The organism is Rhizobium laguerreae (assembly GCF_019778565.1).
Lineage (GTDB): Bacteria > Pseudomonadota > Alphaproteobacteria > Rhizobiales > Rhizobiaceae > Rhizobium > Rhizobium laguerreae.
Genome location: NZ_JAAXQT010000003.1, coordinates 557,315 through 584,220 on the forward strand (window position 1 = coordinate 557,315; position 26,906 = coordinate 584,220).

Annotated in this window: 25 protein-coding genes, 1 tRNA gene and 1 pseudogene; 15 read left to right on the forward strand and 12 right to left on the reverse strand. The window is 60.2% G+C overall.

The annotated features are described in order from the left end of the window. Positions 1-181: 181 nt before the first annotated feature. The 4 genes from cml to HFO71_RS13330 all read right to left on the reverse strand — a co-directional run bounded on the left by cml (position 182) and on the right by HFO71_RS13330 (position 3,824). Positions 182-1,369 carry a CmlA/FloR family chloramphenicol efflux MFS transporter gene (cml, locus tag HFO71_RS13315; RefSeq protein ID WP_168258249.1) on the reverse strand — a complete coding sequence of 396 codons (1,188 nt, stop codon included), beginning with the start codon at positions 1,367-1,369 and terminating at the stop codon, positions 182-184. A gap of 307 nt (positions 1,370-1,676) precedes the next feature. Then, on the reverse strand, positions 1,677-2,144 hold the full coding sequence (gene rpsI, locus HFO71_RS13320; protein ID WP_003558419.1) for a 30S ribosomal protein S9: 468 nt from the start codon (positions 2,142-2,144) through the stop codon (positions 1,677-1,679). Position 2,145: 1 nt separating this feature from the next. Next, the gene (rplM, locus tag HFO71_RS13325) at positions 2,146-2,610 is read right to left on the reverse strand and encodes a 50S ribosomal protein L13 (protein ID WP_003558420.1); all 465 of its coding nucleotides are present in this window, start codon (positions 2,608-2,610) and stop codon (positions 2,146-2,148) included. 314 nt (positions 2,611-2,924) lie between these two features. Then, a complete protein-coding gene (locus tag HFO71_RS13330) occupies positions 2,925-3,824 on the reverse strand; it encodes a LysR family transcriptional regulator (protein WP_170269537.1) in 900 nt (299 codons plus the stop codon). A 73-nt stretch (positions 3,825-3,897) separates the two neighbouring features. On the opposite strand from HFO71_RS13330, the gene HFO71_RS13335 reads away from it, so the two are divergent. Together HFO71_RS13335 and HFO71_RS13340 are read left to right on the forward strand one after the other, a co-directional pair. Beyond that, positions 3,898-4,128, forward strand: a complete 231-nt coding sequence (locus tag HFO71_RS13335; RefSeq protein ID WP_168258251.1) for a DUF1127 domain-containing protein — start codon at positions 3,898-3,900, stop codon at positions 4,126-4,128. A 95-nt stretch (positions 4,129-4,223) separates the two neighbouring features. Further along, on the forward strand, positions 4,224-5,051 hold the full coding sequence (locus tag HFO71_RS13340; protein WP_168258252.1) for an enoyl-CoA hydratase: 828 nt from the start codon (positions 4,224-4,226) through the stop codon (positions 5,049-5,051). A gap of 50 nt (positions 5,052-5,101) precedes the next feature. On the opposite strand, the gene HFO71_RS13345 is transcribed toward HFO71_RS13340, so the two are convergent. Both HFO71_RS13345 and HFO71_RS13350 read right to left on the reverse strand, forming a co-directional pair. After that, entirely contained in the window at positions 5,102-5,938 is an 837-nt protein-coding gene (locus HFO71_RS13345; RefSeq protein WP_025394077.1) for an EamA family transporter, read from the reverse strand. A 479-nt stretch (positions 5,939-6,417) separates the two neighbouring features. Further along, positions 6,418-6,741, reverse strand: a complete 324-nt coding sequence (locus tag HFO71_RS13350; RefSeq protein WP_025394078.1) for a hypothetical protein — start codon at positions 6,739-6,741, stop codon at positions 6,418-6,420. Positions 6,742-6,878: 137 nt separating this feature from the next. Between HFO71_RS13350 and HFO71_RS13355 the strand changes: the two genes are divergently transcribed. The 4 genes from HFO71_RS13355 to HFO71_RS13370 all read left to right on the forward strand — a co-directional run bounded on the left by HFO71_RS13355 (position 6,879) and on the right by HFO71_RS13370 (position 11,469). Beyond that, entirely contained in the window at positions 6,879-7,307 is a 429-nt protein-coding gene (locus tag HFO71_RS13355; RefSeq protein ID WP_168258253.1) for a CoA-binding protein, read from the forward strand. A gap of 117 nt (positions 7,308-7,424) precedes the next feature. After that, positions 7,425-8,708: an O-acetylhomoserine aminocarboxypropyltransferase gene (locus HFO71_RS13360; RefSeq protein WP_168258254.1), complete on the forward strand. Its 1,284-nt coding sequence runs from the start codon at positions 7,425-7,427 to the stop codon at positions 8,706-8,708. A 22-nt stretch (positions 8,709-8,730) separates the two neighbouring features. After that, positions 8,731-9,075: a cupin domain-containing protein gene (locus tag HFO71_RS13365; RefSeq protein ID WP_131640478.1), complete on the forward strand. Its 345-nt coding sequence runs from the start codon at positions 8,731-8,733 to the stop codon at positions 9,073-9,075. Between the two features lie 264 nt (positions 9,076-9,339). Then, on the forward strand, positions 9,340-11,469 hold the full coding sequence (locus HFO71_RS13370) for a bifunctional diguanylate cyclase/phosphodiesterase (protein WP_221988162.1): 2,130 nt from the start codon (positions 9,340-9,342) through the stop codon (positions 11,467-11,469). Between the two features lie 116 nt (positions 11,470-11,585). Here HFO71_RS13370 and HFO71_RS13375 read toward each other — a convergent pair whose 3' ends face one another. After that, positions 11,586-12,830, reverse strand: coding sequence for a cytochrome P450 (locus HFO71_RS13375; RefSeq protein WP_168254943.1), 1,245 nt, complete (start codon positions 12,828-12,830; stop codon positions 11,586-11,588). A gap of 61 nt (positions 12,831-12,891) precedes the next feature. Further along, positions 12,892-14,307, reverse strand: a complete 1,416-nt coding sequence (locus tag HFO71_RS13380) for a sensor domain-containing diguanylate cyclase (RefSeq protein WP_183594465.1) — start codon at positions 14,305-14,307, stop codon at positions 12,892-12,894. Positions 14,308-14,581: 274 nt separating this feature from the next. Here HFO71_RS13380 and clpP point away from each other — a divergent pair, with 274 nt between their 5' ends. The 6 genes and pseudogenes from clpP to HFO71_RS13410 all read left to right on the forward strand — a co-directional run bounded on the left by clpP (position 14,582) and on the right by HFO71_RS13410 (position 22,799). Further along, complete coding sequence (clpP, locus tag HFO71_RS13385) at positions 14,582-15,217, forward strand: ATP-dependent Clp endopeptidase proteolytic subunit ClpP (RefSeq protein WP_017959926.1); 636 nt, start codon at positions 14,582-14,584, stop codon at positions 15,215-15,217. 296 nt (positions 15,218-15,513) lie between these two features. Continuing rightward, complete coding sequence (gene clpX, locus HFO71_RS13390) at positions 15,514-16,791, forward strand: ATP-dependent Clp protease ATP-binding subunit ClpX (RefSeq protein ID WP_003547337.1); 1,278 nt, start codon at positions 15,514-15,516, stop codon at positions 16,789-16,791. Positions 16,792-17,193: 402 nt separating this feature from the next. After that, positions 17,194-19,611, forward strand: coding sequence for an endopeptidase La (lon, locus tag HFO71_RS13395; protein ID WP_017959927.1), 2,418 nt, complete (start codon positions 17,194-17,196; stop codon positions 19,609-19,611). A gap of 206 nt (positions 19,612-19,817) precedes the next feature. Next, entirely contained in the window at positions 19,818-20,093 is a 276-nt protein-coding gene (hupB, locus tag HFO71_RS13400; protein WP_003547346.1) for a DNA-binding protein HupB, read from the forward strand. A gap of 85 nt (positions 20,094-20,178) precedes the next feature. Further along, positions 20,179-20,503 (forward strand): annotated as a pseudogene (locus tag HFO71_RS13405) (EamA family transporter); the annotation flags it as partial. 94 nt (positions 20,504-20,597) lie between these two features. Further along, complete coding sequence (locus HFO71_RS13410) at positions 20,598-22,799, forward strand: esterase-like activity of phytase family protein (protein WP_206118195.1); 2,202 nt, start codon at positions 20,598-20,600, stop codon at positions 22,797-22,799. An 89-nt stretch (positions 22,800-22,888) separates the two neighbouring features. On the opposite strand, the gene HFO71_RS13415 is transcribed toward HFO71_RS13410, so the two are convergent. Next, the gene (locus HFO71_RS13415; protein ID WP_077976225.1) at positions 22,889-23,875 is read right to left on the reverse strand and encodes an aldo/keto reductase; all 987 of its coding nucleotides are present in this window, start codon (positions 23,873-23,875) and stop codon (positions 22,889-22,891) included. A gap of 147 nt (positions 23,876-24,022) precedes the next feature. Here HFO71_RS13415 and HFO71_RS13420 point away from each other — a divergent pair, with 147 nt between their 5' ends. Beyond that, positions 24,023-24,424, forward strand: coding sequence for a (R)-mandelonitrile lyase (locus HFO71_RS13420; protein WP_025394089.1), 402 nt, complete (start codon positions 24,023-24,025; stop codon positions 24,422-24,424). Here HFO71_RS13420 and HFO71_RS13425 read toward each other — a convergent pair whose 3' ends face one another. Then, positions 24,425-25,030, reverse strand: a complete 606-nt coding sequence (locus HFO71_RS13425) for a class I SAM-dependent methyltransferase (RefSeq protein ID WP_077976226.1) — start codon at positions 25,028-25,030, stop codon at positions 24,425-24,427. Positions 25,031-25,193: 163 nt separating this feature from the next. Between HFO71_RS13425 and HFO71_RS13430 the strand changes: the two genes are divergently transcribed. Together HFO71_RS13430 and HFO71_RS13435 are read left to right on the forward strand one after the other, a co-directional pair. Further along, on the forward strand, positions 25,194-25,547 hold the full coding sequence (locus HFO71_RS13430) for a hypothetical protein (protein WP_025394091.1): 354 nt from the start codon (positions 25,194-25,196) through the stop codon (positions 25,545-25,547). A gap of 133 nt (positions 25,548-25,680) precedes the next feature. Then, complete coding sequence (locus HFO71_RS13435) at positions 25,681-26,229, forward strand: glutathione peroxidase (protein ID WP_077976227.1); 549 nt, start codon at positions 25,681-25,683, stop codon at positions 26,227-26,229. A gap of 60 nt (positions 26,230-26,289) precedes the next feature. Here HFO71_RS13435 and HFO71_RS13440 read toward each other — a convergent pair whose 3' ends face one another. Both HFO71_RS13440 and HFO71_RS13445 read right to left on the reverse strand, forming a co-directional pair. Further along, positions 26,290-26,688 carry a hypothetical protein gene (locus tag HFO71_RS13440; RefSeq protein ID WP_025394093.1) on the reverse strand — a complete coding sequence of 133 codons (399 nt, stop codon included), beginning with the start codon at positions 26,686-26,688 and terminating at the stop codon, positions 26,290-26,292. Positions 26,689-26,789: 101 nt separating this feature from the next. Further along, positions 26,790-26,865: transfer RNA gene (locus HFO71_RS13445), tRNA-Val, on the reverse strand. Positions 26,866-26,906 lie beyond the last annotated feature (41 nt).

Genomic DNA, 26,906 nt, shown 5'->3' on the forward strand with positions numbered 1-26,906 from the left:
TACGGACGCTGCATTGCAGGATCGCCGTTCGACGCCAGAGCGTCGGGCGGCGGGTCTCTCGCGAAGGAATTGGCCGATCCGCCGCGCGCAGAAAGGCGTAGGCGAGGTGCGGACGGATTTCAAGCAATCGTTCGGACGACGGCCGCTCGTTATCGTCGAGCGACCGTTATTTGTCCGCTGCCTATCTGGCCGGCTCCCGCAGGCACCACAATCCAGCCAGCGTCGTCAGCGCGGTCGCTGAGACATAGCCCACGAGCGGCCAGGCACTGTCGCCGCCGAGCAGAATCACGAAGAAGGTTCCGGCAAAGCCGACGATGATGCTCTGGACGCAGAAATAGAGCGCGACCGCCGTTCCTGCCGTGTCGCCAAAGGCGTCGAGGGCGCCGTTGGCGGTGACCGCCGTCGCAACCACGATGCCGATCGCGATGATCCACATCGGCACGACGAAGCTGACGAGGGAAGGCTGCAGAAACAGCTGTCCAAAGGCAAGCAGCACGGCGCCGAGAAGCAGCATTGCCATGCCTCTGGCAAGGCTGCCTGCAATGCCCCAACGCATGACGAAACATTTGGCGAAACGCGCCGTCACGATCATCACCAGCGCCACCGTGGCAAAGGTGAAGCTGAAGGCGATGCCGGAAAAACCGGCTTTGTCGATCAGGATACGGGGTGCCGTCGAGAAGAAGACGAAGAAGGCGCCCATCGCCGTACTGAAGCCGCCCGTATAAACCCAGAAGGGAGGGCTTGTAAGGATCGGGCGGAGAGCGATCTTCGCGGTGACGGCAGGGCGGGTTTCGTGCCACCGCATGCCGGCGTTGAAAAGGGCGACAACCGAAAGGAGGCCGATGACGAGGAAGATGGCGCGCCAGCCGAAGCGATTTGCGATCAAGGCTCCGATGATCGGGCCGAGTGCGGGCACGAAAGAGAGGATGGAGCCGAGAAGGCTATAGATCGTGCTGCTTTCGGGACGCCCGGCGTAGACGTCACGCACTGTTGCGAAAGTTGCGACGAGGGTCGCCGACGCGCCGACTGCCTGCAACAATCTCAAGACCACGAAGATCGGCGCCGACGAGGAGCCGGCAAGCAGGAAGGATGAAGCTGCAAAGAGTGCAGCACCTCCAAGCAGGACAGGCCGTCGTCCGACAATATCGGAAACTGGGCCGAAGACCATCTGGCCGACACCGAGCACGAGCATGTAGAGGCTGAGGGTCAGTTGGATGACGGCCGGCGAAGTGCCGAGCGCCTGCGGCATGACCGGTACGATCGGCAGATAGATATCCATGGCGAGCGAGGCCAGGATGTCGAAGGGTGCCATCAGCAGCAAGGCTGCCGGCAGGGGATAGGTCCATTGCTGGATTTTGGGATAAGACATGGGAAAGAACCCGCTCAAATGATTTCATTCGGCGGCGATCTGTCTCTTCATCAGTATCGGGATTGACCGGACAGACGCCGCAACAACAGGGCAGAGTTGTTGCGGCTTATTTGTCTGCGGACTTGGTTGTTCCCATGATGCGACCCTGACTGCGGCTTCGCTCATTTCCGAAGCGCTTTGCCAAGTTTCTACCAGCAGAGCGGGAATGCGACAATGGCATGCCGGCACGCTTCCGATTGGTTTAAACAGCGCAAAACAAAAAGGCCGGGTTGCCCCGGCCTTCGTAAATTCCGTCTGTCCGAAGCGATTAACGCTTGGAGAACTGGAACGAGCGGCGGGCCTTCGCCTTGCCGTACTTCTTGCGTTCGACGACGCGGCTGTCGCGGGTCAGGAAGCCGCCCTTCTTCAGTACCGCGCGCAGGCCCGGTTCGAAGTAGGTGAGCGCCTTGGACACGCCATGGCGAACGGCACCGGCCTGGCCGGAGAGGCCGCCGCCGGCAACGGTTGCGACGATGTCGAACTGGCCGTCACGGGCAGCCGCAACGATCGGCTGGCGCAGGATCATCTGCAGCACCGGACGTGCGAAATATTCCGCGAATTCCTTGCCGTTGACGGTGATCTTGCCGGAGCCCGGCTTGACCCAGACGCGGGCGACAGCGTTCTTGCGCTTGCCGGTCGCGTAGGAGCGGCCGAGCGAGTCGACCTTGCGGACGTGGGCCGGAGCAGCAGCTTCGGAAACCGTGCCGAGATCCTTCAGGGAGGAGAGGTCAGCCATATCAGGCGCTCCTTACGTTCTTTTTGTTGAGCGCGGCGACGTCGAGGGCGACCGGCTGCTGGGCTTCATGGGGATGGTTGGAGCCGGCGTAAACGCGCAGGTTCTTCATCTGGCGACGGCCGAGCGGGCCCCGCGGAACCATGCGTTCGACGGCCTTTTCGAGGACGCGCTCCGGGAAGCGGCCTTCGATGATCTGGCGTGCGCTGCGTTCCTTGATGCCGCCGGCATAACCGGTGTGCCAGTAGTAGACCTTGTCGGAATACTTCTTGCCGGTGAAAACGACCTTTTCGGCATTGATAACGATGACGTTGTCGCCGTCGTCAACGTGAGGCGTGAAGGTTGCCTTATGCTTGCCGCGCAGGCGCATAGCGATGATGGAAGCGAGACGGCCAACGACCAGCCCTTCGGCGTCGATGATCACCCACTTCTTCTCCACCTCTGCAGGCTTCTGGGAGAAGGTTGCCATAGTGAATACTCTCTTTTGGGACCCTTGGCCGGAGGGCTTGAAGGGCGTTTCTTGTTGCTTGGATTGGCAGGCTTTAGGCATGCCAAAAAGAAAGCAGCCCGGACAGGCTGCGTTCTGGGGCGGTGTATAAAGGCAATGTGAGACTGGGTCAATATCGACATTTCGAAGGTTTGGAAAAATTTTGAAGCAAAAACAAGCACTTGGATATGTGGTATTTTGATACCTCATATTTCTGCGGTCGCGAACTGCTGCGCCTGACGTTTTTCACGTCATCTCTGCCGGTTTGAAATCGCGTCCCCGGTCGAAAGCAGCTCTCAGCCTTTGAACGCGCGCAGGCATTTCATCATTTCGCGAAGGCCGCGTGTCAGATGTTTGTCCCGGCGCAGAACCATGCCGAGGCGGCGCGTGAGCCGCGGGTTCAGCGATGAAGTCGTCACCAGGCCGGCGCGGTCGCGCTTCAGCGCCAGCCCCGGCAGGATCGACCAGCCAAGCCCCACGGCCACCAGTTCCTTGATCGCCTCGATGCTGCCGAACTCCATCGCAGGCCGGACCCTGGTATCCGGTGCAGCCAGCCACGCGTCGATTGCCCGCCTGGTATTGCCGCCCTCATAAAGCAGCAGCGTCCTGTCGCGCATGAAGGCCGCGTCCGGTCCGCCTTCGGGCATCAGGCTGCCCGCAGGAGCGACGGCCAGCAATTCTTCCTCGTAGAACGGCTCGATCTCGAAGTTGCGTCCGGATGCCGGCAGGGCGACGACGGCGATGTCGAGGCTGTTGGCTTCCAGATCACGCAGAATGTCGTCGGCATCGCCGATGCGCACGGTGATTTCGAGGCCGGGCATGGATTTTCTGGCAACAGCGATGGCGCGAGGAAGCAGATGGATCGACGCCGTGCCGCCGCTGCCGATGCGCACACGGCCGCTGGCGCCATCTCTGTACGGCATCATCGCTTCTTCCGCGGCGGCCGATTCCTGAAGCAGTCGCCTTGCATGCACGAGCAGGTCGAGGCCTGCCGCGGTCGGCTGCGCCCGCCGCCCGACACGCTCGATTAGCCGGACGCCGAGCCGCTGTTCGAGCCCCTTCACCTGCAGGCTGACGGCCGGTTGCGTCAGGCCTTCCTTGTCGGCCGCAGCCGTGAAGCTTCCGAGATCGGCGACATTGACGAAGGCGGCAAGCTGATCGAGGTGGAGAGGCATACAAAAGAAATCCTTATGCATATCATAATATCCATAAGTTTCTTTCGCGGCATCTTCCAGCGCATCTTTCATCCGTTGAAGAAAGGAAGAAGAGATGGCCCTGGAATTAAGCGGGATCCTTGGCACACCTCGCGATATCGTTCGGTCGAGACTTCACGGCATGGCGCGCTGGAGCCTGCGGCTGCTGATGACGATCGAGCATCACCTCGAAAAGCGCCGCAGCCGCCGCACGCTTTTGGAACTCACCGACGACGAGCTTTGCGATGTCGGTCTGACCCGTGCGCAGGCAAGCGCTGAGACATCGAAGTCGTGGTTCTGGTCCTGACGGCAACGGTCTCTGCGGGGAGTGCGGATCCTGCTCGAAATTTCCGGCGCCTTGTGGCAAAACGTCTGCCTGGAATCGAGCGCAGGGAGAGCATCATGGCCGAAATCGTATCCTTCCGGAAGGACGCCGGAGCGGAAGAGGGCGGCATGCTGACCCGCTCGCTGCGCGACGGCGTGCTGCGGCTCGTGCTCAACAACCCACCGGCCAATGTGCTTTCGATCGCGCTTCTCGAAGCGCTGCTGGGGGAGCTCGAGACGGCCGGGGCGGAGCCGGATGTGCGCGTCGTCGTCATCGCCTCGACCGGCAATGTCTTTTCCGCCGGGCATGATCTCAAGGAACTCACCGCCCATCGCGCCGATGAAGATCAGGGGGTCGATTTCTTCGAAAGATCCTTCCGGCTTTGCGCCGATTTGATGCTAAAGATCGCGCATCTGCCGAAGCCTGTCATCGCCGAGATCGACGGGCTTGCAACGGCTGCGGGCTGCCAGCTCGTTGCTTCCTGCGATCTGGCGATCTGCACGGACAGTTCGACATTCTGCACCCCGGGCGTCAACATCGGCCTGTTCTGTTCGACGCCGATGGTAGCCGTTTCCCGTGCCGCGCACCGCAAGCAGGCGATGGAGATGCTGCTGACCGGTGAGACGATCGACGCCTCGACCGCCAAGGATTTCGGCCTCGTCAACCGCATCGTGCCGAAGCAGTATCTGGCGCAGGTGGTTTCCAAATATGCGGCAGTGATCGCCAGCAAGTCGCCGCTGACGCTGAAGATCGGCAAGGAAGCCTTCAACCGGCAGCTCGAACTGCCGGTGGAGGCGGCATATGATTATACCGCCAGGGTGATGGTCGAGAACATGTTGACTGAGGATGCGCAGGAAGGGATCAGCGCCTTCCTCGGCAAGCGCAAGCCGGAATGGAAGGGTTAGAGCCTTTCCTGGTCAGAATGCTGCAATCTGACCAGGAAAGGCTCTAGTGATCACGCCAGTTTCAGAATCAGCCCGCCGAGCGCGATGACGACGCCGGCGATGTAGCGCCAGATGCTGGCTTTTTCCTTGAAGACGGTGATCGAGATCACCAGCGCAAAGAGGATCGCAGTTTCGCGCAAGGCCGCGACGGTCGCGACGGGGGCTTTTGTCATCGCCCAGAGCGCCAGCCCGTAGGAAGCGATCGAGCCGGCGCCGCCGATGAGGCCGCGCCACCAATTGCGGCGAACGTGACGCACCACGGCGAAAGCGCCGCGCTGGGACGCTGCCCAGGAAAACAGCAGGACCGGCGGCAGCAGCGACATCCACAAAGTGTAGGAAACCGCATTGCCGGAGATGCGTGCGCCGATTCCGTCAACATAGGTGTAGCTGGCGATGACGCAGGCATTGGCAAGCGAGAGGACGACAGCGCGGCTGCTGCCGCGCCGCGCCTCCAGGGCGAGTGTCAGCACGCCGGCCGAGATCGTTATTGTGCCGGCAAGGGCGCCGCCGGAAAGATTTTCCTGGAGAATAAAACCGCTTGTCGCGGCGATCAGCAGCGGTGCGCAGCCACGCATCAGCGGATAGACGAGGCCGATGTCGCCGGCCCGGTAGGCAGCGGCGACCAATTGAAAATAAGCAAATTGCAGGATGGCCGAGGCACCGATGAACGGCCAGGCCGAGGCGTGCGGCAACGGCAGGAATGCAAGGAACGGCAGCGCCGAAACCGCGCCGCCGGCCGAGATCAATGCCGCATCGAGGGATTTGTCGCTTCCGGCCTTGACGATGGCGTTCCATGTCGCGTGCAGTAGTGCGCCGAAGAGAACAAGCAGGATGACGTCGAGAGGCAATGGAGTGAATCCGGAGAGGATGGGAGGAAGCGGAATACGCCTCGCCTTCGGCGTTTCAAATTCCTGAAAAGACAACTGAGATTTGCACGAAAATGCGCGGTGGCGGTCGCTTATGCGTTCAGATGTCGAATAGCATCCTTTCAGTATGCGAACAATGGCGGTCCATTTGGGCAATTTTTACGTGCGCGCGACACGCGTTCAATCCAGGGCGATCCTTTCAACTATGAGATGTTCCTAATGGATACAGGAACAAAGCGCGGAGATATAACGAACAAAAAGAGAAAACATCTGCAGGAATTCGGGAGCTGATTATTCTATGCTGCTGAAATATAGATATTATTCTATAACTTCGACATAGAGGAAAATTAAAGCTCCTGATTGTGCAATCGTCACGAAATCGCAGCGCGGAATTGATCCTCAAACCTTTCGCAAACGCGAAAAGCGTGTAGTTTCTGCGTCTGCCACGGCGGCGAAAAACATCAGAGTTGATGGTGCGGAACGAAGAGCATCCCGTCGAGGTTGTCGATGTTCTGACAGTTCAGGACCTGGCAGCGGGGAGTGTCTTTCGAAGGGATATGCGTCCATTCCGCATAATCGGTCGCGTCGCAATAATTGCTGTTGCGGACATAGCGGTCGTAGAGCGGCAAGCCACGGGGAGACTGGTAGCGGAAGATGACGGCGCCCTGATTGTGAATGGCGGCGCGCACGCTGGCACAGCTCATGGTGAGCGGATTGTAGCGCGAGATCGCCAGCGCCGGCGATGCGGCGAGCACGAGCATGAGGGCAAGAGCGACTTTTTTCATCGAATCATCCTCAAGGAGTATCCAGTTCATATATACGGGCCAATTCATATATACGGAAAAGACACGCAGCCGGTTTCACGGAAACGCAAAAAACAGGCCGGCCGTGCCGAAGGGCTTTTGGGAGTGGAGAAGCGGACATGAATCACGACGCCTACACGGATGATTACCTCGCCGGCATCCTGCATTCGGTAAAGTCCATCGCGCTGACCGGCGCTTCGCCCAATCCGGCCCGGCCGAGCAACGGCGTCATGGGCTATCTGCTGTCGCGCGGCTACGAGGTCATTCCTGTCAATCCGGGGCAGGCGGGCAAGCTGATCCAGGGCCGCACCGTTTATGCCCGGCTTGCCGACATTCCCGTGCCGATCGACATGGTCGACGTCTTTCGCGCTTCCGAATATCTGGATGGCGTCGTCGAGGAGGCGCTGGCGCTGAGGCCGCTGCCGAAAATCATCTGGTCTCAACTTGGTGTGCGCGACGATGCGGCTGCGGCAAAGGCGGAGGCCGCCGGCATCCAGGTGGTGATGAACCGCTGCCCGGCGATCGAGTATCCTCGTCTTATTGCCTGAGTTGCGATCCCCTGAGACGGATTTTCCACCGAACGCCCATGGGTTGAAATGGATCGCGATTAACTTTCGCAAGCGACCGGCTATGATCCTGGCCGTCAGCAACAACTGGAGGACGACATGGCCAAGAACGATCCGGGATTCAACACGTTGGCGATCCATGCCGGCGCGCAACCCGACCCGGCGACGGGCGCGCGGGTAACGCCGATCTACCAGACGACCGCTTTCGTCTTCAATGATTCCGATCATGCCGCCGCACTCTTCGGTCTGCAAGCCTTCGGCAACATCTACACCCGCATCATGAACCCGACGCAGGCCGTGCTCGAGGAGCGCGTCGCAGCGCTCGAGGGCGGCACGGCAGCCCTTGCCGTTGCCTCCGGCCATGCGGCGCAGGTGATCGTCTTCCACACCATCATGCGCCCCGGCGAGAATTTCATCGCTGCCCGCCAGCTCTACGGCGGCTCGGTCAACCAGTTCGGCCATGCCTTCGAGAATTTCGGCTGGCAGGTGCGTTGGGCCGATGCCGCCGATCCGGCAAGCTTCGAAAGCCAGATCGACGACAAGACGCGCGGCATATTCCTCGAAAGCCTGGCCAATCCAGGCGGTACCTTCGTCGATATCGCCGCGATTGCCGACGTCGCGCATCGCCACGGCCTGCCGCTGATCGTCGACAATACGATGGCGACACCCTATTTCATCCGTCCGATCGAGCACGGCGCCGACATCGTCGTGCATTCGCTGACCAAGTTTCTCGGCGGCCACGGCAATTCCATGGGCGGCCTCATCGTCGACGGCGGCACCTTCGACTGGTCGAAATCCGGCAATTACCCGATGCTGTCGAGCCCGCGGCCGGAATATAGCGGCATGGTCCTGCATGCGACTTTCGGCAATTTCGCCTTTGCGATCGCTGCCCGCGTGCTCGGCCTGCGCGATCTCGGGCCGGCGATCTCGCCCTTCAATGCTTTCCTGATCCTGACCGGCATCGAGACGCTGCCGCTCAGGATGCAGCGCCACAGCGACAATGCGATCGCCGTAGCGAAATGGCTGAAGGCGCACAGCAAGATCGCCTGGGTGAATTATGCCGGCCTCGACGACGACCCGAACCACGCCCTGCAGCAGCGCTACTCGCCGAAGGGCGCAGGCTCCGTCTTCACCTTCGGCGTCAAGGGCGGCTATGAGGCGGGCAAGACACTGGTCGAGGGGCTGGAGCTCTTCTCCCATCTTGCCAATATCGGCGACACCCGTTCGCTCGTCATCCATCCGGCCTCGACGACGCACCGGCAGTTGACCGACGAGCAGAGGATCGCTGCCGGCGCTGGGCCTGACGTGGTGCGCCTTTCCGTCGGCATCGAGGACGTCAAGGACATCATCGCCGATCTTGAACAGGCGCTCTCGAAGATCTGATACAGAGGGATCTACGGTGACCATGACAAACTACATCACCTTCGACATCGTTAGCGTCGAACCGGAATTCGGCGCCCCCGAAGCCGATCGGATTGTCTCCGGCGATCCGCGTTTCCGTACTTGGAATCTGGAGGAGAGAGAAGGCGGCCTTTATTCCGGCATCTGGGAGGCGACGCCGGGCAAGTGGCGGATCGTCTACGAGGAGTGGGAATATTTCAGCCTGCTGGCCGGCCATTCGATCGTGACGGAGGAGGGCGGTGAGCCGGTTCATCTGAAGGCGGGCGATCGGATGATCCTCAGACCTGGCTTCAAGGGAACGTGGGAAGTCGTTGAAACGACTCGCAAGGATTATGTGATCAAGATTTGAGCGGCCAGCAAACGGACGCGACGAAGCCCGGGCCTTTCCCGTTTTCGGCTTTGTTTATGTCGTCGCGGTCGTAGCGATGATCCGAAACGGCAAGCCGGCAAACGGTGTTTTTGGCCCTTTGTCCCTGATTGAAATGCTTTTAACCAATCCCATTAATCGCGCCTACATCGGCAAATGCTAAACCTTATCTGCAGCGCATTGCGGACATGATGTCTCCTGCCGTCACACAGACATGGCCTTGCAATTAATCTTTGCGGAATTTGCATGTCGTCGAATCTTGCAGGTAGATACGTTCGGACCCAGACGTCTTCCATCATCGCGACAACGGTCTTCTTCCTTGTCGTCGCCCTCGTACTGACCGGCCTGATGGCGCAAGTCGTCGTTACGATGACCCGGTCGGCGAACGAAATCGATGATGCCAGGGCCAGTCGCGCCGCCCGCGCGGCGATCGGTGCGTTTGTGGGTCGCCTGAGCGGGACAACGACGGACAATGCCATATGGGACGATGCCTATAGTGCTGTTTCATCTCCGGCCGCTGCGGATTGGGCCTATGAGAATTGGGGAAAAACCAGCGAGGATTATGCGCTTTATGACGGCGCGATCGTAACCGGCCCTGACCGGTCTTCGATCGTCTCGGCCTATGCCAAAGGCAAGCCCTTCCAGCCGGGCACTTTTTTTGGCGACGTCTTTTATCAGCAGATCAATGCGGCTGCGGCTCCGGCGAGGGCGCCGGTGGTCAATTTCATCAAGACCGAAAGCGGTATAGCCCTGATCGCCTCGCAGGCGATCCAGCCTTTCGAGGACGCCCCCAAGCTTCCGAAGTTCAGTGTGCTGAGTTTCTACAAGGAGTTTACGTCGGAGGTTATCGATACGCTCTCGAACGAACATGAACTTGAAGGCTTGCACCTTGAGACGACGCCGAAGCCGGAGTTCCTGAACACGCCGATCACCGACATGAAAGGGACCGTCATCGGCTATCTCGTCTGGCCCAGCAAAGGGCCGGGAAGCGCCGTGTTTCATCAGGTCTATCCTTATATCGCAGCCGCTATCGTCATCCTCGCGTTGTTTCTGATCGGCGTTCTGCTGGTTGGCGCCTCCGAAGCACGGCGCCTGCGCCAATTGGCGCAAGCAGCGATTTTCGAAGCCGACCACGATAGCCTGAGCGGCCTGTTGAACAGACATGGGCTTCTCAACCTGCTGGAAGAGCTGGAGAATTCGACCTCTTCGCCACATCGGCTTTATCTCGTCGACCTTGATGGCTTCAAGGCCGTCAACGACGCCTGGGGCCATGCGGTGGGGGACGATTTGATCCGGCTCGTCGCGAAGGCGCTGACGGCCTGCCACCCCGAAATCATTGCCGCGGCTCGGCTCGGGGGCGACGAATTTGCGCTGGTGCACGTCGGTTCTGCCACATGCGGAGAGATGGAAAAGACGATTTTGGCGCTGTTTGCCGAGCCCTTCAAAATCGACGGACGAACAATCGAAGTTGGCGCAAGCATAGGAGCTGCTGCTCGCGACGGCGACGTCCCGCCCTTGGAGCTTCTCCGTAGAGCGGACATGGCCCTTTATCGTGCCAAGGCAAATGGCAGAGGCCAGGCGATCGAATACGACCCCGAACTGGACCGGGAACGCCAACGGGTCGCCGAACTAGAAGGCCTGTTGAAGAATGCCATCAGCAGTGGCGCAATCGAGGCCGTTTTCCAACCTCTCGTCTCTGCTTCGACGGGCGCTGTGACCGGTCTTGAAGCACTGGCGCGCTGGCGAACTGTAACCGGAAATATCAGCCCGGAGATTTTCATCCCTCTTGCCGAGAGATGCGGCCTCATCGACGCACTCGGCGTTCATATGCTGAGGACATCGATCGAGCATGCCAAGGGCTGGCCCGACCTCGCATTGTCGGTGAACGTTTCGCCAATCCAGCTTTGCAATCCGGAGTTTGCCGCCGAAGTGATCTCGGTCCTGCAGGAACTCGATTTCAATCCCAACCGCCTGACACTGGAGATCACCGAAGGCGTTCTGATGACAAATCCGGATCAGGCGCGACGGTCGATAGACCAGCTCAAGCATGTCGGCATAAAGTTCGCGCTTGATGACTTTGGCTGCGGTTACGCAAGCATTGGCGCATTGCGGCAGTTCGGGTTTGATCGCATGAAAATCGATCGCTCGCTGGTGTCGGCTCTCGACGAAGGCGCAAATGGCGCCGATGTTCTTCGAGCAACCATCTCCCTCGCGACAGCGTTGCGGATTCCCGTTACCGCGGAAGGTATCGAGACTGCCCGCCAGGCGGCGATCTTGCGCGACGCCGGCTGCGATCAGCTTCAAGGATATCTGATTGGAAAACCCATGTCGGCATATGACATATCGAGCAGGCTGAAAGAAGAGTCAGCCGCATGATGGCGCGAAGATCGTGGCATAGGCTCGGTATTGACGGATCGTTACCGGCGGCGACCGTATTTTCCATTGGATAGTTTTCGGCTGTGGCCTGCTTTTCTAGCGGCTCAGAGGACGGATCACCACTGCAGATCCAGCCGGTCCAGCCCGTGGAAATGGTAGACGTCCTGGACCATAGGTGTCTTTGCCAGCCTCAGGCCCACCAGCCGTTCGAACAGGATCGGAAGCACGACGTTGAGCTCCAGCCGCGCCAGCGGCGCGCCAATGCAGAAATGGATGCCGGCGCCGAAGGAGAGGTTTGCCGCCTCGTTGCGGTCGGGCTTGAAGGTGAGGGGATCGGTGAATTTCGCCGGATCGAGATTGGCGGCGGCGAGGATAAGGCTGACCTTGTCGCCGCGCTTGAAGGAGACGCCGTCGATTTCGGCAGGCTCCAGGGCCCAGCGCTGGAAGATGTGGACGGGCGCGCAGATGCGCAGGGTTTCCTCGACGGTGCGCCCGGTCGTTGCCTCGTCCCGGAAGAGTTCCGCCGGATCGCAGCCGCTGTCGAGGATGGTGCGCACGGAGTTGCCGATCTGGTGCACGGTCGCCTCATGCCCAGCATTGAGCAGCACGATCGTCGTCGAGACGAGCTCCTCCTCGGTCAGATACTGGCCCTTATGCTCGGTATGGATCATGTGGGTCAGCAGGTCGTCGCGCGGTTCGGCACGGCGTTCGGTGATGACCGTCTTGACGTAGTCGGAAAATTCCTTGGCCGCCCGTTCTGCCTCTTCCTCCTGCTCGCGCGTACGGCCGAACATGTACATGCGGACATAGGCGTGCGACCAGGCGAGCAGCTGCGGCCCCATCTCCTCGGGAATGCCGATCATCCGTGCGATCATCGTCACCGGGATGATATCGGCAAAGGCCGAGAGCAGCTCGACCTCACGCTTCTCCGCGAAGCCGTCGATCAGCCGGTTGGCGAGTTCGGCAAGTTCCGGCTTCATCTTCTCGACATGGCGGGAAACGAAGGCGCGGTTGACGAGCGTGCGCAGCCGCGTGTGCTCCGGCGGTTCGAGTTCGAGCAGGGAATAACGTTCCGAGAGATCGAAACTGGCAAGATGCGGCATCGGCTCGGCAAGCCCAAGCTCCTCGCGGCTGGCGATATGCAGGATCTGCCGGCCGAAGCGCCGGTCGCGCAGCAGTCCGTTCACATGGTCGTAGCCCGTGAAGAACCACTGCTTCTGCTCGCTCCAATAGAAGGTCGGGCAATGGGCGTGAAGTGCGCCATAGACGGCATTCGGGTTGCCGTAGAAGGCCGGGTTGCGGCTATCAAGCGAGACATGACGGTTGGCGCGGTCGATCGAGAGAAAGGATGGGATCATCATGCCCCGAGCCTTATCGGATTTGCCGGACCTCGGAAAGATGTGGGGCGTGAGGATCCCGGGGCTACCCGGCCCGCGACAGCGTACCCATGCGTCGCAGCGCTTCGACCTGGTCGTCGACCGTCGGCACGAGTTCGCCGGCAGTGCTGTTCGGCGTGGCTGGTGCAGGGGCTGCGGCCTCCGCTTCGCCGAAGGTGACCGTGCAGTTGCGGCCGGCGGCCTTGGCTGCGTAGAGCGCCCGGTCGGCGGCCGAGATCAGCTTGTCGATATTGGCTTCGATCGAGGAGGCGAGCGCAATGCCGATGCTGACGGTGACCGGAACGATCGCTTCGCCGGTGCTGACGGGAAGACGGCAGAATTCGGTGCGGATCGCTTCGGCGATCGCCTCGGCTTCCGTCTGGTCCGCGACGGCGGCGAATGCGGCGAATTCCTCGCCGCCCATGCGGCCGAAGATGTTGTTCGGAATATACTGGCGGGCCATGCGCGCGAAGGCGGTCAGCACGGCATCGCCGGACTGGTGGCCGTAACGGTCGTTGACGCGCTTGAAATGGTCGAGATCGAAGAGAATGACCGCGACCTGGCGCTGCTCGTTATGAGCTCTTTCCTGGATGCCGTCGAAATAGCCGAGCAGGCCGCGGCGGTTGAGCACGCCGGTCAGCGAGTCGGTCAGGGTGAGCGCACGCAGGTGTCGTTCGGAGCGCTCCATGATCAGCCGGCAGGTGAACGCGAAAGCGATGGTCAGCAGGAAGGCGGTGGCCATGGCGGAAGCGCCGCCGAGATTTGTCGCCTCGACATCGCTTGGCATCGTCAGCGTCATCGTCAGGGCCGAGCCGAAGCATAGGCAGCCCTGGAGGACGAACACACCCATCAGCTTGATGCGGGTAGGCTCACGGCGCATGTCGCCGGCGGCGACCGCCATGGCGAGTGCCGTCGCACCCGTCGCCGAAGCAAGATTGTAGAGAACCACCCGATTTGAATAATCGCTGTTGACCCAGGGCAGGAAGACACCGGCGAGCCAGATTGCCGGCGGCAGTAGCGCCCACCACTCGATCCGCTTGCGGTCGAGTGCGAGAAAACCGGCCACCCAGGCGCTCTGGCCGAGCAGGGCGATGGCATTGCCCGCCTCTACTGAAAGCAGGCTGGGGATTTCGCCGCGCAGCGCGACCATCGCAAAGCCGATGCCGGTCAGCAGGAAGCCCAGGCCCCAATAGAGATAGGCCTCGTTCCTGATGTTGTGGCGCCAGGCGACGAACAGCACCAAAGCGAGCGTCATGGCCTCTGAACACCAGATGGCGAGACCTGTAGCGATATTGAACACGGCAGCAACCCCTTGTCTGTCCATTCGCATCCTTGCTGAGGAAGCTCGCCACTTCCTTAATGTCGCTGCGCTGCGGCATTGTTTCGGGCCGATATCTGCCGGTAGGCTTTCCGTTGGGTAAACGTGCATGAGTATTGTCGAATAGAGTAAGCCTTCCTTCATCCTGTCATGGAGAAAAGCCGGGGGAGACCGTAGCAAGGGCTCGCCGTTAACAGGCGTTTGAGGGAAAGAGGCTCAATGCATGTCGCCCGGAAGTGTGCAGCGGTTCCGGGATAACGACATGCATGAAAAGAAGGAGCTTAGCCGCCTTGCCCCGCCTTCTTAACGTTATCCGCATGCGTGTCTTGAAGAGGAGGGCCGGGACACTCTATGTAGGGGTAAGACATTTTTCTTTGATTCCCGGCGCGGGCCGGCGAGACGTTGACAAAGGACGCACATGAGAAACCCAGTCGATACCGCAATGGCCCTCGTTCCGATGGTCGTGGAACAGACCAACCGCGGTGAACGCTCCTACGACATCTATTCCCGCCTGTTGAAGGAACGCATCATCTTCCTGACAGGTGCTGTCGAGGACCATATGGCGACGCTCGTCTGCGCCCAGCTGCTCTTCCTCGAGGCCGAAAACCCGAAGAAGGAAATCGCCCTCTACATCAATTCGCCGGGTGGCGTCGTCACCGCCGGCATGGCGATCTACGATACGATGCAGTTCATCAAGCCTGCGGTTTCGACGCTCTGCATCGGCCAGGCCGCGTCCATGGGCTCGCTGCTGCTGGCGGCCGGCCACAAGGACATGCGCTTCGCCACGCCGAATTCCCGCATCATGGTGCACCAGCCTTCGGGCGGCTTCCAGGGCCAGGCTTCGGACATCGAGCGTCATGCTCGCGACATCCTCAAGATGAAGCGCCGCCTGAACGAGGTCTACGTCAAGCACACGGGCCGGACCTATGAGGAAGTTGAAAAGACGCTCGATCGTGACCATTTCATGGATGCGGACGAAGCCCAGAGCTGGGGCGTGATCGACAAGGTTCTGACGTCGCGCCTCGAAATGGAAGGCGAGCAGGCTAGTAATTAATAGGGATGGTGTTTTCCTCGCCACAGTTCTATCCCATTTGTGATTGAACAAGGGCTTTCATCCGGCGACGAAGACGCTAATAGTAACTATTAATGCTATGTTGAATTTTTATGACATAGCATTCGGCATTCGAAGGGGAATTCGTTGCCGCCGGGGCCAGGACATGATTGGTTGGGCCCGGTTCGTAGCCCCTGAAGCCCTTCTCGGCAAAGGCTCCGGAAACGGAGTGCCGCCAGGAGCTGATAGAGTGGACCGCGATTTCGCCTTGAAATGCGGCGTGCTGGAAGGAAAGTGATATGAGCAAGGTCAGCGGCAGCAACGGCGGCGACTCCAAGAACACTCTTTATTGTTCGTTCTGCGGAAAGAGCCAGCACGAAGTCCGGAAACTGATTGCCGGACCGACCGTCTTCATCTGCGATGAATGCGTCGAATTGTGCATGGACATCATCCGCGAGGAAAACAAGTCCTCGATGGTCAAGTCCCGCGACGGCGTTCCGACGCCCCAGGACATCATCAAGGTCCTCGACGAATATGTCATTGGCCAGCGACAGGCGAAGAAGATCTTGTCGGTTGCCGTTCACAACCATTACAAGCGCCTGGCGCACGCCTCCAAGAACGGCGAAGTCGAGCTGGCGAAGTCGAACATCATGCTCGTCGGTCCGACCGGCTGCGGCAAAACTTATCTTGCCCAGACGCTTGCCCGCATCATCGACGTTCCCTTCACCATGGCTGACGCGACGACGCTGACCGAGGCCGGTTATGTCGGCGAGGATGTCGAAAACATCATCCTGAAGCTGCTGCAGTCGGCCGACTACAACGTCGAGCGTGCACAGCGCGGCATCGTCTACATCGACGAAGTCGACAAGATTTCGCGCAAGTCCGACAACCCGTCGATTACCCGTGACGTCTCGGGCGAGGGCGTGCAGCAGGCGCTGCTGAAGATCATGGAAGGCACGGTCGCTTCCGTTCCGCCGCAGGGCGGCCGCAAGCACCCGCAGCAGGAATTCCTGCAGGTCGACACGACGAACATCCTGTTCATCTGCGGCGGCGCTTTTGCCGGCCTCGACAAGATCATCTCTGCCCGTGGCGAGAAGACCTCGATCGGCTTTGGCGCTAGCGTCAAATCGCAGGATGACCGCCGCGTCGGCGAGGTTCTGCGCGAACTGGAGCCTGAAGATCTGGTCAAGTTCGGCCTGATCCCTGAGTTCATCGGCCGCTTGCCGGTTCTGGCGACGCTCGAGGACCTCGATGAGGACGCGCTGATCCAGATCCTGTCCGAGCCGAAGAACGCGTTGATCAAGCAGTATCAGCGCCTGTTCGAGATGGAAGACGTGGAACTGAACTTCCATGAGGACGCTCTTCGCGAAATCGCCCGCAAGGCGATCGTGCGCAAGACCGGCGCCCGCGGCCTTCGCTCGATCATGGAGAAGATCCTGCTCGACACAATGTTCGAACTGCCGACGCTGGAGGGCGTGCGCGAGGTCGTCATCTCCGAGGAAGTGGTGCGCGGTTCGGCCCGTCCGCTTTACATCTATGCCGATCGCCAGGAAGAAAAAGCCAACGCTTCGGCGTGACCTTCACCGCTTTCGCGTGATTATTTTGGGGGCTTGCCATAGGCAGGCCCCTTTCTATTTGAAAAACCATGCGAGGCCCTGTTAGTATTTGCCCGTGGGAACCGAAATTGCCTTTGCCGATGTTGCGCAAGGGATCGTGCTTGGCAATGATGCAATGATTCCGTAAGCCTCTTGCTGGCGTTTGTATTTTAGCCGGGTCGGAAGTGGTAAGCGCCGGTCCAGCCACGCGCTTCATAGTGTTGGCGTTCCGTTGTAATAAAGCTGTTACATCCGAGGGACGCGGGCGTTAGCGTGGCTTGAAAAGCGTAGTTAGAACCTCCACTTGTAGCAACAAGTGAGTGCCGGCCGGTCCCAAGCGGCCGTGCAGAGAGCCCGGCAACGGGACGATGGAAAGGACATAAAATGACGAAGAAAACGTCTGTAGCGAGCAGCACTGCCTACCCTGTTCTGCCCCTGCGCGACATCGTGGTTTTCCCGCATATGATCGTGCCGCTGTTCGTCGGACGGGAAAAGTCGATCCGTGCGCTCGAAGAGGTCATGGGTTCCGACAAGCAGATCATGCTGGTGACGCAGATCAACGCCAGCGACGACGATCCGGATCCTTCCGCGATCCACAATGTCGGCACCGTGGCGAACGTGCTGCAGCTCCTGAAGCTGCCCGACGGCACCGTGAAGGTTCTCGTCGAAGGCCGCGCCCGCGCCGAGATCGACACCTATACCAGCCGCGAGGATTTCTATGAGGCGCTCGGCCATGTGCTCGAGGAGCCGCATGACGATCCGGTCGAACTGGAAGCCTTGTCGCGTTCGGTCGTTTCCGAATTCGAGAGCTACGTGAAGCTCAACAAGAAGATTTCGCCCGAAGTGGTCGGCGCCGCCAGCCAGATCGACGACTATTCCAAGCTCGCCGATACGGTCGCCTCGCATCTGTCCATCAAGATCACCGAGAAGCAGGAGATGCTGGAGACCACCAGCGTCAAGCAGCGCCTTGAAAAGGCCCTCGGCTTCATGGAAGGCGAGATCTCGGTGCTGCAGGTCGAAAAGCGCATCCGCTCGCGCGTCAAGCGCCAGATGGAGAAGACCCAGCGCGAATACTACCTCAATGAACAGATGAAGGCGATCCAGAAGGAACTCGGCGACGGCGAGGAAGGCCGCGACGAGATGAGCGAACTGGAAGAGCGCATCTCCAAGACCAAATTGTCCAAGGAGGCCCGTGAAAAGGCCGATGCGGAGCTGAAGAAGCTGCGCCAGATGAGCCCGATGTCGGCGGAAGCCACGGTCGTGCGCAATTATCTGGACTGGCTGCTCGGCATTCCCTGGGGCAAGAAGTCGAAGATCAAGGCTGATCTCAACAATGCCGAGAAGATCCTCGAAGCCGATCACTTCGGTCTCGACAAGGTCAAGGAGCGCATCGTCGAATATCTGGCCGTGCAGGCCCGTGCCACCAAGATCAAAGGCCCGATCCTCTGCCTCGTCGGTCCTCCGGGTGTCGGCAAGACCTCACTCGCCCAGTCGATCGCCAAGGCGACCGGCCGTGAGTATGTCCGCATGGCGCTTGGCGGCGTTCGCGACGAAGCCGAAATCCGCGGTCACCGCCGCACCTATATCGGCTCGATGCCCGGCAAGGTCATCCAGTCGATGAAGAAGGCGAAGAAGTCCAACCCGCTCTTCCTGCTCGACGAGATCGACAAGCTCGGCCAGGACTATCGCGGCGATCCGTCCTCGGCCCTGCTCGAAGTGCTCGATCCGGCCCAGAACATGACCTTCATGGACCACTATCTGGAAGTCGAATACGACCTGTCGGATGTGATGTTCATCACGACGGCGAATACGCTGAATATTCCAGCACCCCTGATGGACCGCATGGAGATCATCCGTATCGCCGGCTACACTGAGGATGAAAAGCGCGAAATCGCCAAGCGACACCTGCTGCCGAAGGCCATCAAGGAACATGCGTTGCAGCCGGAAGAGTTCTCGGTCAGCGACGACGCCCTGATGGCGATCAGCCAGCAGTACACCCGCGAAGCCGGCGTCCGCAACTTCGAACGCGAATTGATGAAACTCGCCCGCAAAGCGGTCACTGAGATCATCAAGGGCAAGACGAAGGCCGTTCACGTGACGGCTGCCAACATCTCCGACTACCTGGGCGTCCCGCGCTTCCGCCATGGCGAAGCAGAGGGCGAGGATCAGGTCGGCGTCGTGACCGGTCTTGCCTGGACGGAAGTCGGTGGCGAGCTGCTCACCATCGAAGGCGTGATGATGCCGGGCAAGGGCCGCATGACGGTCACCGGCAATCTGAAGGAAGTCATGAAGGAATCAATCTCGGCAGCGGCCTCCTATGTCCGCTCGCGCGCTGTCGATTTCGGCATCGAGCCGCCGCGCTTCGACAAGAGCGACATCCACGTGCACGTGCCGGAAGGCGCGACGCCGAAGGATGGCCCCTCGGCCGGCGTCGCCATGGCAACCGCGATCGTCTCGATCATGACCGGGATCCCGGTGGACAGGCATGTGGCCATGACAGGTGAAATCACCCTTCGCGGCCGTGTGCTGCCGATCGGCGGTCTCAAGGAAAAGCTGCTCGCAGCGCTTCGCGGCGGCATCAAGAAGGTGCTGATTCCGGAGGAAAACGCCAAGGACCTGGCGGAGATTCCTGATAACGTGAAGAACAACATGGAGATCATCCCGGTATCCCGCATGGGCGAGGTGATCAAGCATGCGCTGATCCGGCGGCCGGAGCCGATCGAATGGGACGGCACGGTGGAAACGCCGGTCATCGCAACGGTCGAAGGCCTCGATGAGACAGGCGCAACCATAGCGCATTGAGTGGCCTTTGCCACATTTATGCCCAATTGGCCCTAAACACGCAAAAAGGCTGGCGGAAACGCCAGCCTTTTTTGTGAAAACGTCATGTAGACGCTTGCTTTTCCTTGATTTGCAGGGCTTTTGGGTTTTCGGCGGGCCTGATGAAACCTATTCTGCGCCTAGCTTACTTTTGAGTCGTTTCATACCATTTAGAAAGGGGTGGAAACATGAACAAGAATGAACTCGTGTCCGCAGTAGCCGAAAAGGCAGGACTGACGAAGTCTGACGCGGCTTCCGCTGTTGACGCGGTTTTTGACGTTGTCCAGGCTGAACTCAAGAACAAGGGCGACATCCGCCTCGCGGGTTTCGGCAGCTTCACCGTTTCTCATCGTGCCGCATCGAAGGGCCGTAACCCGTCGACGGGCGCTGAAGTCGACATTCCGGCTCGCAACGTTCCGAAATTCACGCCCGGCAAGGGCCTGAAGGACGCCGTCAACGGCTGATCTGAGATTGATTATCCGTCAGCCGGAAACGAGACCGGCTGTGCAGGATTTGAGAGGGGTTCGGCTTTGCCGGACCCCTTTTGCTTGGCGAGCCTTGCTGTCGCCCGGGCTTATCACCAAGAGCCTGACAGGCATCGAACGGCCGGAGACGATCACCGTCTTGGTGCTCGTTGCTGGCGGGGCTGCTGACTGCCGTAGCGCAGTATTTCCTCACGCTTGCCTACGCCGCGGCCGATGCCGCCTACGTCCAGCCGTTCGACGATCTAAAGCTGCCGTTGAACGTGTTCGCCGGTTGGCTGTTCTTCGGTTATGCGCCGGCCGGCTACCTCTGGCTGGGAGCGGCTCTCATCCTGTCTGCTTCGCTGTTCATCATGCGAAACGAGATGCGCCGGGAGCGCAAACCAGCCTGAAATGATCTGACGCAAAATGCCGCATCTGTCATGCTTCTGTCATGCCTCTGTCATGCCGCGCGCGCAGAAAACTCCTGTTTCGAATGTTCGACACATGGGGGATTTCATGACAATTTCATCGCGCAAGGCAGCGCTTGCTGCCGTGCTTCTCGCATCCGTCGCTTTTCCGGCCGCGGCCGAGCCGGTTTTCAACCGCATCGCCTCGTTCCCGGTTGCGGCGAACCTGCCTGTCGATAAGGACAAGCTTTCGGTGAGCTCCGCCGAGATCATCACCGCGACCGACGACGGCAACACGCTGATCTATAGCGACAGCCCGCTCGGCGCGATCGGCTTTATCGACATTACCGATGCCAAGGCCCCGAAGGCCGGCGGCGCGCTGATGATGGGCGGCGAGCCGACTTCAGTCACCTCGAGCGCCGGCAAGGCGCTCGTTGCCGTCAACACCTCCGAAAGCAAGGCGAAGCCCTCGGGCCGTCTCGCGATCGTCGACGTGGCGACCAAGAAGATCGAAAGCACGTGCGATCTCGGTGGTCAGCCGGATTCGATCGCCCTCAACAAAGACAAGACGCTCGGCACCATCGCAATCGAAAACGAGCGCGACGAAGACGTCAATGATGGCAAGATCCCGCAGATGCCGGCCGGCGACCTCGTCGTCTTCCAGGTCAAGAACGGCACCGTCGATTGCGGCACTATCAAACACGTAGCGCTGACCGGCGTCGCCCCTGAAGATCCGGAGCCGGAATTCGTCGCCTTCAACGGCCTGAACGAGATTGCCCTGACGCTGCAGGAAAACAACGAGATCGTCATCATCGACGCCAACACGGCTGAAGTGAAGACGCATTTCTCCGCCGGCAGCGTCGATCTCTCCGGTATCGACACCAAGCGTGACGGCGCCCTGAAATTCTCAGGCGAAGCCAAAGGCGTTCTGCGCGAGCCCGACGCCGTGAAGTGGCTGGACGACAACCGCCTCGTCGTCGCCAATGAAGGCGACTATCAGGGCGGCTCGCGCGGCTTCACCATCTTCGACAAGACGGGCAAGCTTCTCTACGAATCGGGCGCCTCCTTCGAACGCGCCGTCGCCCATATCGGCCACTATCCGGAAAGCCGCTCGGGATCGAAGGGTGTCGAGCCCGAAGGCCTTGAAGTCGCCATGTTCGGCGACATCAAGTATTTCTTCCTGCTCGCCGAACGTGCTTCGGTCGTCGGCGTCTATAAGGATACCGGCGCCGATCCCGAACTCGTCCAGTTGCTGCCATCCGGCATTTCGCCGGAAGGCGCGATCGCCATTCCCGCGCGCAATCTTCTTGCGACCGCCAACGAGGTCGATCTCGGCAAGGACGGCGGAACGCGCTCGCATGTGATGATCTACGAGCGCTCGGAGGGCGAGAAGGCCTATCCGCAGATCGTCTCCGCCGAGAAGGACGGCAATCCGATCGGCTTTGCAGCCCTTTCGGGTCTCGCCGCCGTTCCGGGCAAACCGGGCATGCTCTACGCCGTCAGCGACAGCGTTCTGGGCTCACAGCCAACGATCTACACGATCGATGCCAGCAAGAAGCCGGCCGTCATCACCGACGCCCTCGTCGTCAAGCGTGACGGCACCCCGGCCCAGAAGCTCGACATCGAAGGCATCGCAGCCGCCGCCGATGGCTCCTTCTGGCTCGCCTCGGAAGGCTACAGCGAGCGTCTCGTCCCGCACGCGCTCTACAACGTCAACGCCAAGGGCGACATCAAGGCCGAGATCGCCCTGCCGAAGGAGCTCGTCGCCAACGAAATCCGCTACGGCTTCGAAGGCGTGGCCATTGTCGGCACCGGCGACGACACCATGCTCTGGATGGCGGTCCAGCGCGAGTGGAGCGACGACGAGAAGGGCTTCGTCAAGCTCGTCTCCTACAATCCGAAGAAGAAGGAATGGGGTGCCGTTCGCTATCCGCTCGACAAGACGGAAAGCGGCTGGGTCGGTTTGTCGGAAATCTCCGTCCAGGGCGACAGCGTCTACATCATCGAGCGCGACAACCTCGTCGGCCATGCCGCCAGGCTGAAGAAGCTTTACAAGGTTGCGATATCGGAGCTGAAGCCCGCCAAGCTCGGCGGCGAGTTGCCCGTCGTCAAGAAGACCGAAGCCCATGACTTCCTCGGTGAACTGAAGTCTGCGACCAACGGCTATGTGCTGGACAAGCTCGAAGGCTTCACTTTCGACGCGTCGGGCAAGCCCTACGCGGTCACCGACAATGACGGCGTCAGCGACTCCTCCGGCGAGACCCTGTTCTTCCCGGTCGACCTGACCGCCACGAACTGAGCTTCTGACAGTTACACGACAGAAAAATGGCCGGGCGGAAACCCGGCCATTTTGCCTTTCGGCCATTTGCATTTTGGAATATCGATGGCCTACCAGCGTTGATGCACATGCGGCGCAATCAACCGCTCATAGATCTCGCGCGTTGCCGCCATGACATCGGCTGACAGCGGCGCAAGGTCGGCGGCAGCCGCGTTGGCCCTGGCCTGCTCGGCATTGCGGGCGCCGGGGATCACGACGGTGACAGCGTCGCTCATCAGAATCCAGCGGAGCGCGAAGGCAGCCATGGTCGTGCCCTCGGGCACCAGCTTGCGCACCTCTTCCACCGCCTGCAGGCCGACCTCGAAGGGAACGCCGGCAAAGGTCTCGCCGACATCGAAGGCCTCGCCGTTGCGGTTGAAATTGCGGTGGTCGTCGCTGGCAAAATGTGTGTCCCGGGTGATCTTGCCGGAGAGAAGACCGCTGGCGAGCGGCACACGGGCGATGATCGCCACATTCCTGCGGCGCGCTTCCTGGACGAACAGGTGGTCGGGGCGCTGGCGGAAGATGTTGTAGATGATCTGGATGCTGACGACGCCGGGATATTCGATCGCCTTCAGCCCGTCTTCGACCTTTTCGACGCTGACGCCGTAACCCTTGATCTTGCCGGCCTTCTGCAGCGCGTTCAGGCTCTCGAAGATCTCAGGTTGGTAAAGCGCGTCGCGCGGCGGGCAGTGGAGCTGCACGAGGTCGAGGCTGTCGACGGCAAGATTCGCCAGGCTGCGGTCGATAAAGCCTTCGAGATTAGCCTTGGTGTAACCTTCGGCGACATGCGGATTAAGGCGGCGGCCGGCCTTGGTGGCAACCATCGGCCGTTCGCCGCCACGCGTCTTCAGCACGTCGGCGATGATCTTTTCCGAGCGGCCGTCGCCATAGACATCCGCCGTATCGATGAATGTCATGCCGGCATCGAGCGCGGCATTGAGCGCCGCGCGTCCGTCCGCCTCGCTGATATCACCCCAGGAGCCGCCGATCTGCCATGCGCCGAAGCCGACATTGGTGACGGTGAAGGGCATGCGGCCAAAAGCATGGTGTTTCATGAAAAATCCTCCGTAGGTGATGAAAGGTGTTGGAATTATCAGTCGGGTGAGTCCGCGGCAATTGCCGATCCAGCTTTGATTGGTCGGCTCGATGAAATATCGTCGCGATATAAGGCTTCAACCGCAATCAATGGAAAAGGAAAGATCATGGAGATCAAACCCGTCGGCTCTCGCCCCTCGACGAAGCCACCGGCCGACTATTTCACCGGCGCCGTTCGCCAGGATCCGCTGATGGAAACGCCTGCGCCGGCACGGGCGAGGGCGGTCTCCGTCACCTTCGAACCCGGCGCCCGCACGGCCTGGCATACGCATCCGCTCGGCCAGACGCTGATCGTGACATCAGGCAAGGGCCTCGCCCAGAGTTGGGGTGGGGACATCCGCGAGATCCGCGCCGGCGATACCGTCTGGTTCGCGCCGGGCGAAAAACATTGGCACGGTGCTGCCCCGGATACGGCGATGACGCACATCGCCATTCATGAGGCGCTGGACGGCAATCACGTCGACTGGATGGAAAAGGTCAGCGACGAGCAATATTCCGGCAAGGCCTGATCAGAGCCGCTTCAGGCAATAGGAAAAATGCGCGTGCGATTCGACCGTCAGGAACTCGAATTGCCAGCCGTAATCCTTGCAGAATTTGGTAACCGCCTCGACGACACCATAGACGATCGGCTTGACCGTATTGCCGGTGCAGAAATCATGCCCGGCAATGCGCCCCGTCCGCTTCACCTTCTTTTCGCAGAGCAGGAGTTCCTGCCAGGTGAGCTCGAAGGAATGATCGGTATCGATATAGGCCCAGTCGAGGAAATCGTCGTCGAATTCGGCAAGCTTCCCGAGCGATGTGCCCTGCATTAGGTGCAGCCGGCCGGCCTCGATCTCGGCCGCGAATTTCGTGTGGATCGAGTCGAGCCCGGAGCTGTAACGATCCATCGACCAGGGATCGATGAGGTAGAGCTGCGCCGGTCGGTTCTTTTCCAGGATCTCCGCCGTATATTCGCCGAAGGCTGCTCCGACCTCGACGCCGATGCCGCCGTTCGGAATCCGGTAGAGCAGCTCGCCGCGATCCGGCAGCAGCCGGGCGTTTTCCATATGATGGGCGCTGAGGGGGGTGCGCGGCATGCTCGCGCGGAGCGCCTGCCTTTCTTCACGTGTCTTCATCTTGATCTCGGGATTGCGGGCGACTGACGGCCCTGATGCGGTTTGACGGAAGGTAGGAGCAGCCGGCACCGATGACAACCGCATGACAGGAATTTGCTTCTTTCGAACAAACCGCTAAGTTCCATCTGTGAACTGACGAAAAAGCCTCGGGAGGAGCGATTTCATGAGACGCATGTGGCCTGAAGAATTCAACGCCATCATCAGCGAAGCTGAGGAGGTGGTGTTGGAAACACCAGCCGAGGCCGGCGAAGCGCCGCTGCAGCGCAAGGCGCTGAAGGCGCGAATCACCATGCAGGATTACGAGCGGATCTGGCCGCTCGCCGAAATGCGCTTCCGGCTTGGCGAAAGAGATGGCAAGGCCATCACGCTGATCACCACCAACCCCCACTATCATCCCTGGCACCCGAAGGACGGCGGCAGCGTCGACTCCGTGTCGGACAGCGGCCGCCACTACAAGACGGACTATCTCGTCGTGCACTTCCTGCTCGACGACGTGAAGGAAACGTCTCCCGCCTGAGGTGCTGAGGCCCGGTGCGGCCGGAAGTCGCACCGGCGTCCTGTGGAAGCCAAGTTGATCCCGACGCTGATGACAAGGGCGGCGATATCGCTAAGCTTTGGCGAAACATATCCTTACGAAATTGGAGGTTCCTGTGACGGGCAATGTGCTGGATATCCCGGTCAAGACTGTGGATGGTCGTCAAACGACGCTCAACGAATACAAGGGCAGGGTGATTCTGATCGTTAACGTCGCCTCGAAATGCGGGCTAACCCCGCAGTATGACGGGCTGGAAAAGCTCTATGGAGAAAAGCGCGAGCGCGGCTTCGTCATCGCCGCCTTTCCCGCCAACGACTTCAAGGGCCAGGAGCCTGGCACCGACGCCGAGATCCTCGATTTCTGCACCAGCACCTACGACGTCACCTTCCCGATCTTCTCGAAGATCTCGGTCAAGGGCGAGGCTCAGCACCCGCTTTACCGACAGCTGACCAAGTCGGGTGTCGCGACGACGGGCGACGGCCCGATGCGCGAACGTCTGAAATCCCATGGGCTGACAGGTGGCGATGAGGACGACATCCTCTGGAACTTCGAAAAATTCCTGATCGGCCGCGACGGCAAGGTCGCCGCCCGTTTCGCGCCGGATGTGACGGCAGATGATTCGCGGCTCGTTTCGGCGGTCGAGAAAGAACTGGCGAAGGCATGAATGGTAGGGGATGGGGAATCCTCCAGACGGCAAGGCATGCCCATCACCCCAAGCACATGGTTACATCTGCGTCAGAGAAAATGAGAAGGCGCATCGGGCTCCGCTCATAAACGAAACGCGGTTCTGAAAAAACGAAAACGTATATTCATCCCCGCTTTGACCGTTGTCTTTGAAAGATGCGGGGAAGCGGCTGATTGTGCTTAAGACGCCGCGCTGGCTGGTTTTCTTGATTTCCAGGCTGCAGGCTGAATTGTCCGCATCGACCGAAAAATTAATCGGCAGATCTGACGGCATTCTCAGGAGATAGGTCCTGGCTTCACGCGCCGGGGTTTCTCCGGAGGTCGTCATCGCCTGATCCCCGGCAGACAGGAACACCTCTTGCGCCGGCTCTCTGGCAATGCACGGCGGCACAGCCACGCCTGCGAGAAGCAGCGTAGAGATGATGGCAACGGTTTTCATGAGGTGTCTCCTGACAAAACACCTTGCGCAGATCCTGAGCGGATTAGCGAGCTAATTCGGGAGTCTAAATCTGATGAACAAGCAGCGGGAAAGCTTGGAAATGGTGGGCGATGACGGACTCGAACCGCCGACATCCTCGGTGTAAACGAGGCGCTCTACCAACTGAGCTAATCGCCCATCGCAAACAAAGCCGGATCGGCCTGCCGCGTTGGTGGCCG

Excerpts from the sequence above, each read along its gene's own strand:
- cml (WP_168258249.1), bottom strand. The coding sequence starts at position 1,369 with ATGTCTTATCCCAAAATCCAGCAATGGACCTATCCCCTGCCGGCAGCC.
- rpsI (WP_003558419.1), bottom strand. The coding sequence starts at position 2,144 with ATGGCTGACCTCTCCTCCCTGAAGGATCTCGGCACGGTTTCCGAAGCT.
- rplM (WP_003558420.1), bottom strand. The coding sequence starts at position 2,610 with ATGGCAACCTTCTCCCAGAAGCCTGCAGAGGTGGAGAAGAAGTGGGTG.
- HFO71_RS13330 (WP_170269537.1), bottom strand. The coding sequence starts at position 3,824 with ATGCATAAGGATTTCTTTTGTATGCCTCTCCACCTCGATCAGCTTGCC.
- HFO71_RS13335 (WP_168258251.1), top strand. The coding sequence starts at position 3,898 with ATGGCCCTGGAATTAAGCGGGATCCTTGGCACACCTCGCGATATCGTT.
- HFO71_RS13340 (WP_168258252.1), top strand. The coding sequence starts at position 4,224 with ATGGCCGAAATCGTATCCTTCCGGAAGGACGCCGGAGCGGAAGAGGGC.
- HFO71_RS13350 (WP_025394078.1), bottom strand. The coding sequence starts at position 6,741 with ATGAAAAAAGTCGCTCTTGCCCTCATGCTCGTGCTCGCCGCATCGCCG.
- HFO71_RS13355 (WP_168258253.1), top strand. The coding sequence starts at position 6,879 with ATGAATCACGACGCCTACACGGATGATTACCTCGCCGGCATCCTGCAT.
- HFO71_RS13360 (WP_168258254.1), top strand. The coding sequence starts at position 7,425 with ATGGCCAAGAACGATCCGGGATTCAACACGTTGGCGATCCATGCCGGC.
- HFO71_RS13365 (WP_131640478.1), top strand. The coding sequence starts at position 8,731 with ATGACAAACTACATCACCTTCGACATCGTTAGCGTCGAACCGGAATTC.
- HFO71_RS13370 (WP_221988162.1), top strand. The coding sequence starts at position 9,340 with ATGTCGTCGAATCTTGCAGGTAGATACGTTCGGACCCAGACGTCTTCC.
- HFO71_RS13375 (WP_168254943.1), bottom strand. The coding sequence starts at position 12,830 with ATGATGATCCCATCCTTTCTCTCGATCGACCGCGCCAACCGTCATGTC.
- HFO71_RS13380 (WP_183594465.1), bottom strand. The coding sequence starts at position 14,307 with ATGAAGGAAGGCTTACTCTATTCGACAATACTCATGCACGTTTACCCA.
- clpP (WP_017959926.1), top strand. The coding sequence starts at position 14,582 with ATGAGAAACCCAGTCGATACCGCAATGGCCCTCGTTCCGATGGTCGTG.
- clpX (WP_003547337.1), top strand. The coding sequence starts at position 15,514 with ATGAGCAAGGTCAGCGGCAGCAACGGCGGCGACTCCAAGAACACTCTT.
- lon (WP_017959927.1), top strand. The coding sequence starts at position 17,194 with ATGACGAAGAAAACGTCTGTAGCGAGCAGCACTGCCTACCCTGTTCTG.
- hupB (WP_003547346.1), top strand. The coding sequence starts at position 19,818 with ATGAACAAGAATGAACTCGTGTCCGCAGTAGCCGAAAAGGCAGGACTG.
- HFO71_RS13410 (WP_206118195.1), top strand. The coding sequence starts at position 20,598 with ATGGGGGATTTCATGACAATTTCATCGCGCAAGGCAGCGCTTGCTGCC.
- HFO71_RS13415 (WP_077976225.1), bottom strand. The coding sequence starts at position 23,875 with ATGAAACACCATGCTTTTGGCCGCATGCCCTTCACCGTCACCAATGTC.
- HFO71_RS13420 (WP_025394089.1), top strand. The coding sequence starts at position 24,023 with ATGGAGATCAAACCCGTCGGCTCTCGCCCCTCGACGAAGCCACCGGCC.
- HFO71_RS13425 (WP_077976226.1), bottom strand. The coding sequence starts at position 25,030 with ATGAAGACACGTGAAGAAAGGCAGGCGCTCCGCGCGAGCATGCCGCGC.
- HFO71_RS13430 (WP_025394091.1), top strand. The coding sequence starts at position 25,194 with ATGAGACGCATGTGGCCTGAAGAATTCAACGCCATCATCAGCGAAGCT.
- HFO71_RS13440 (WP_025394093.1), bottom strand. The coding sequence starts at position 26,688 with ATGAAAACCGTTGCCATCATCTCTACGCTGCTTCTCGCAGGCGTGGCT.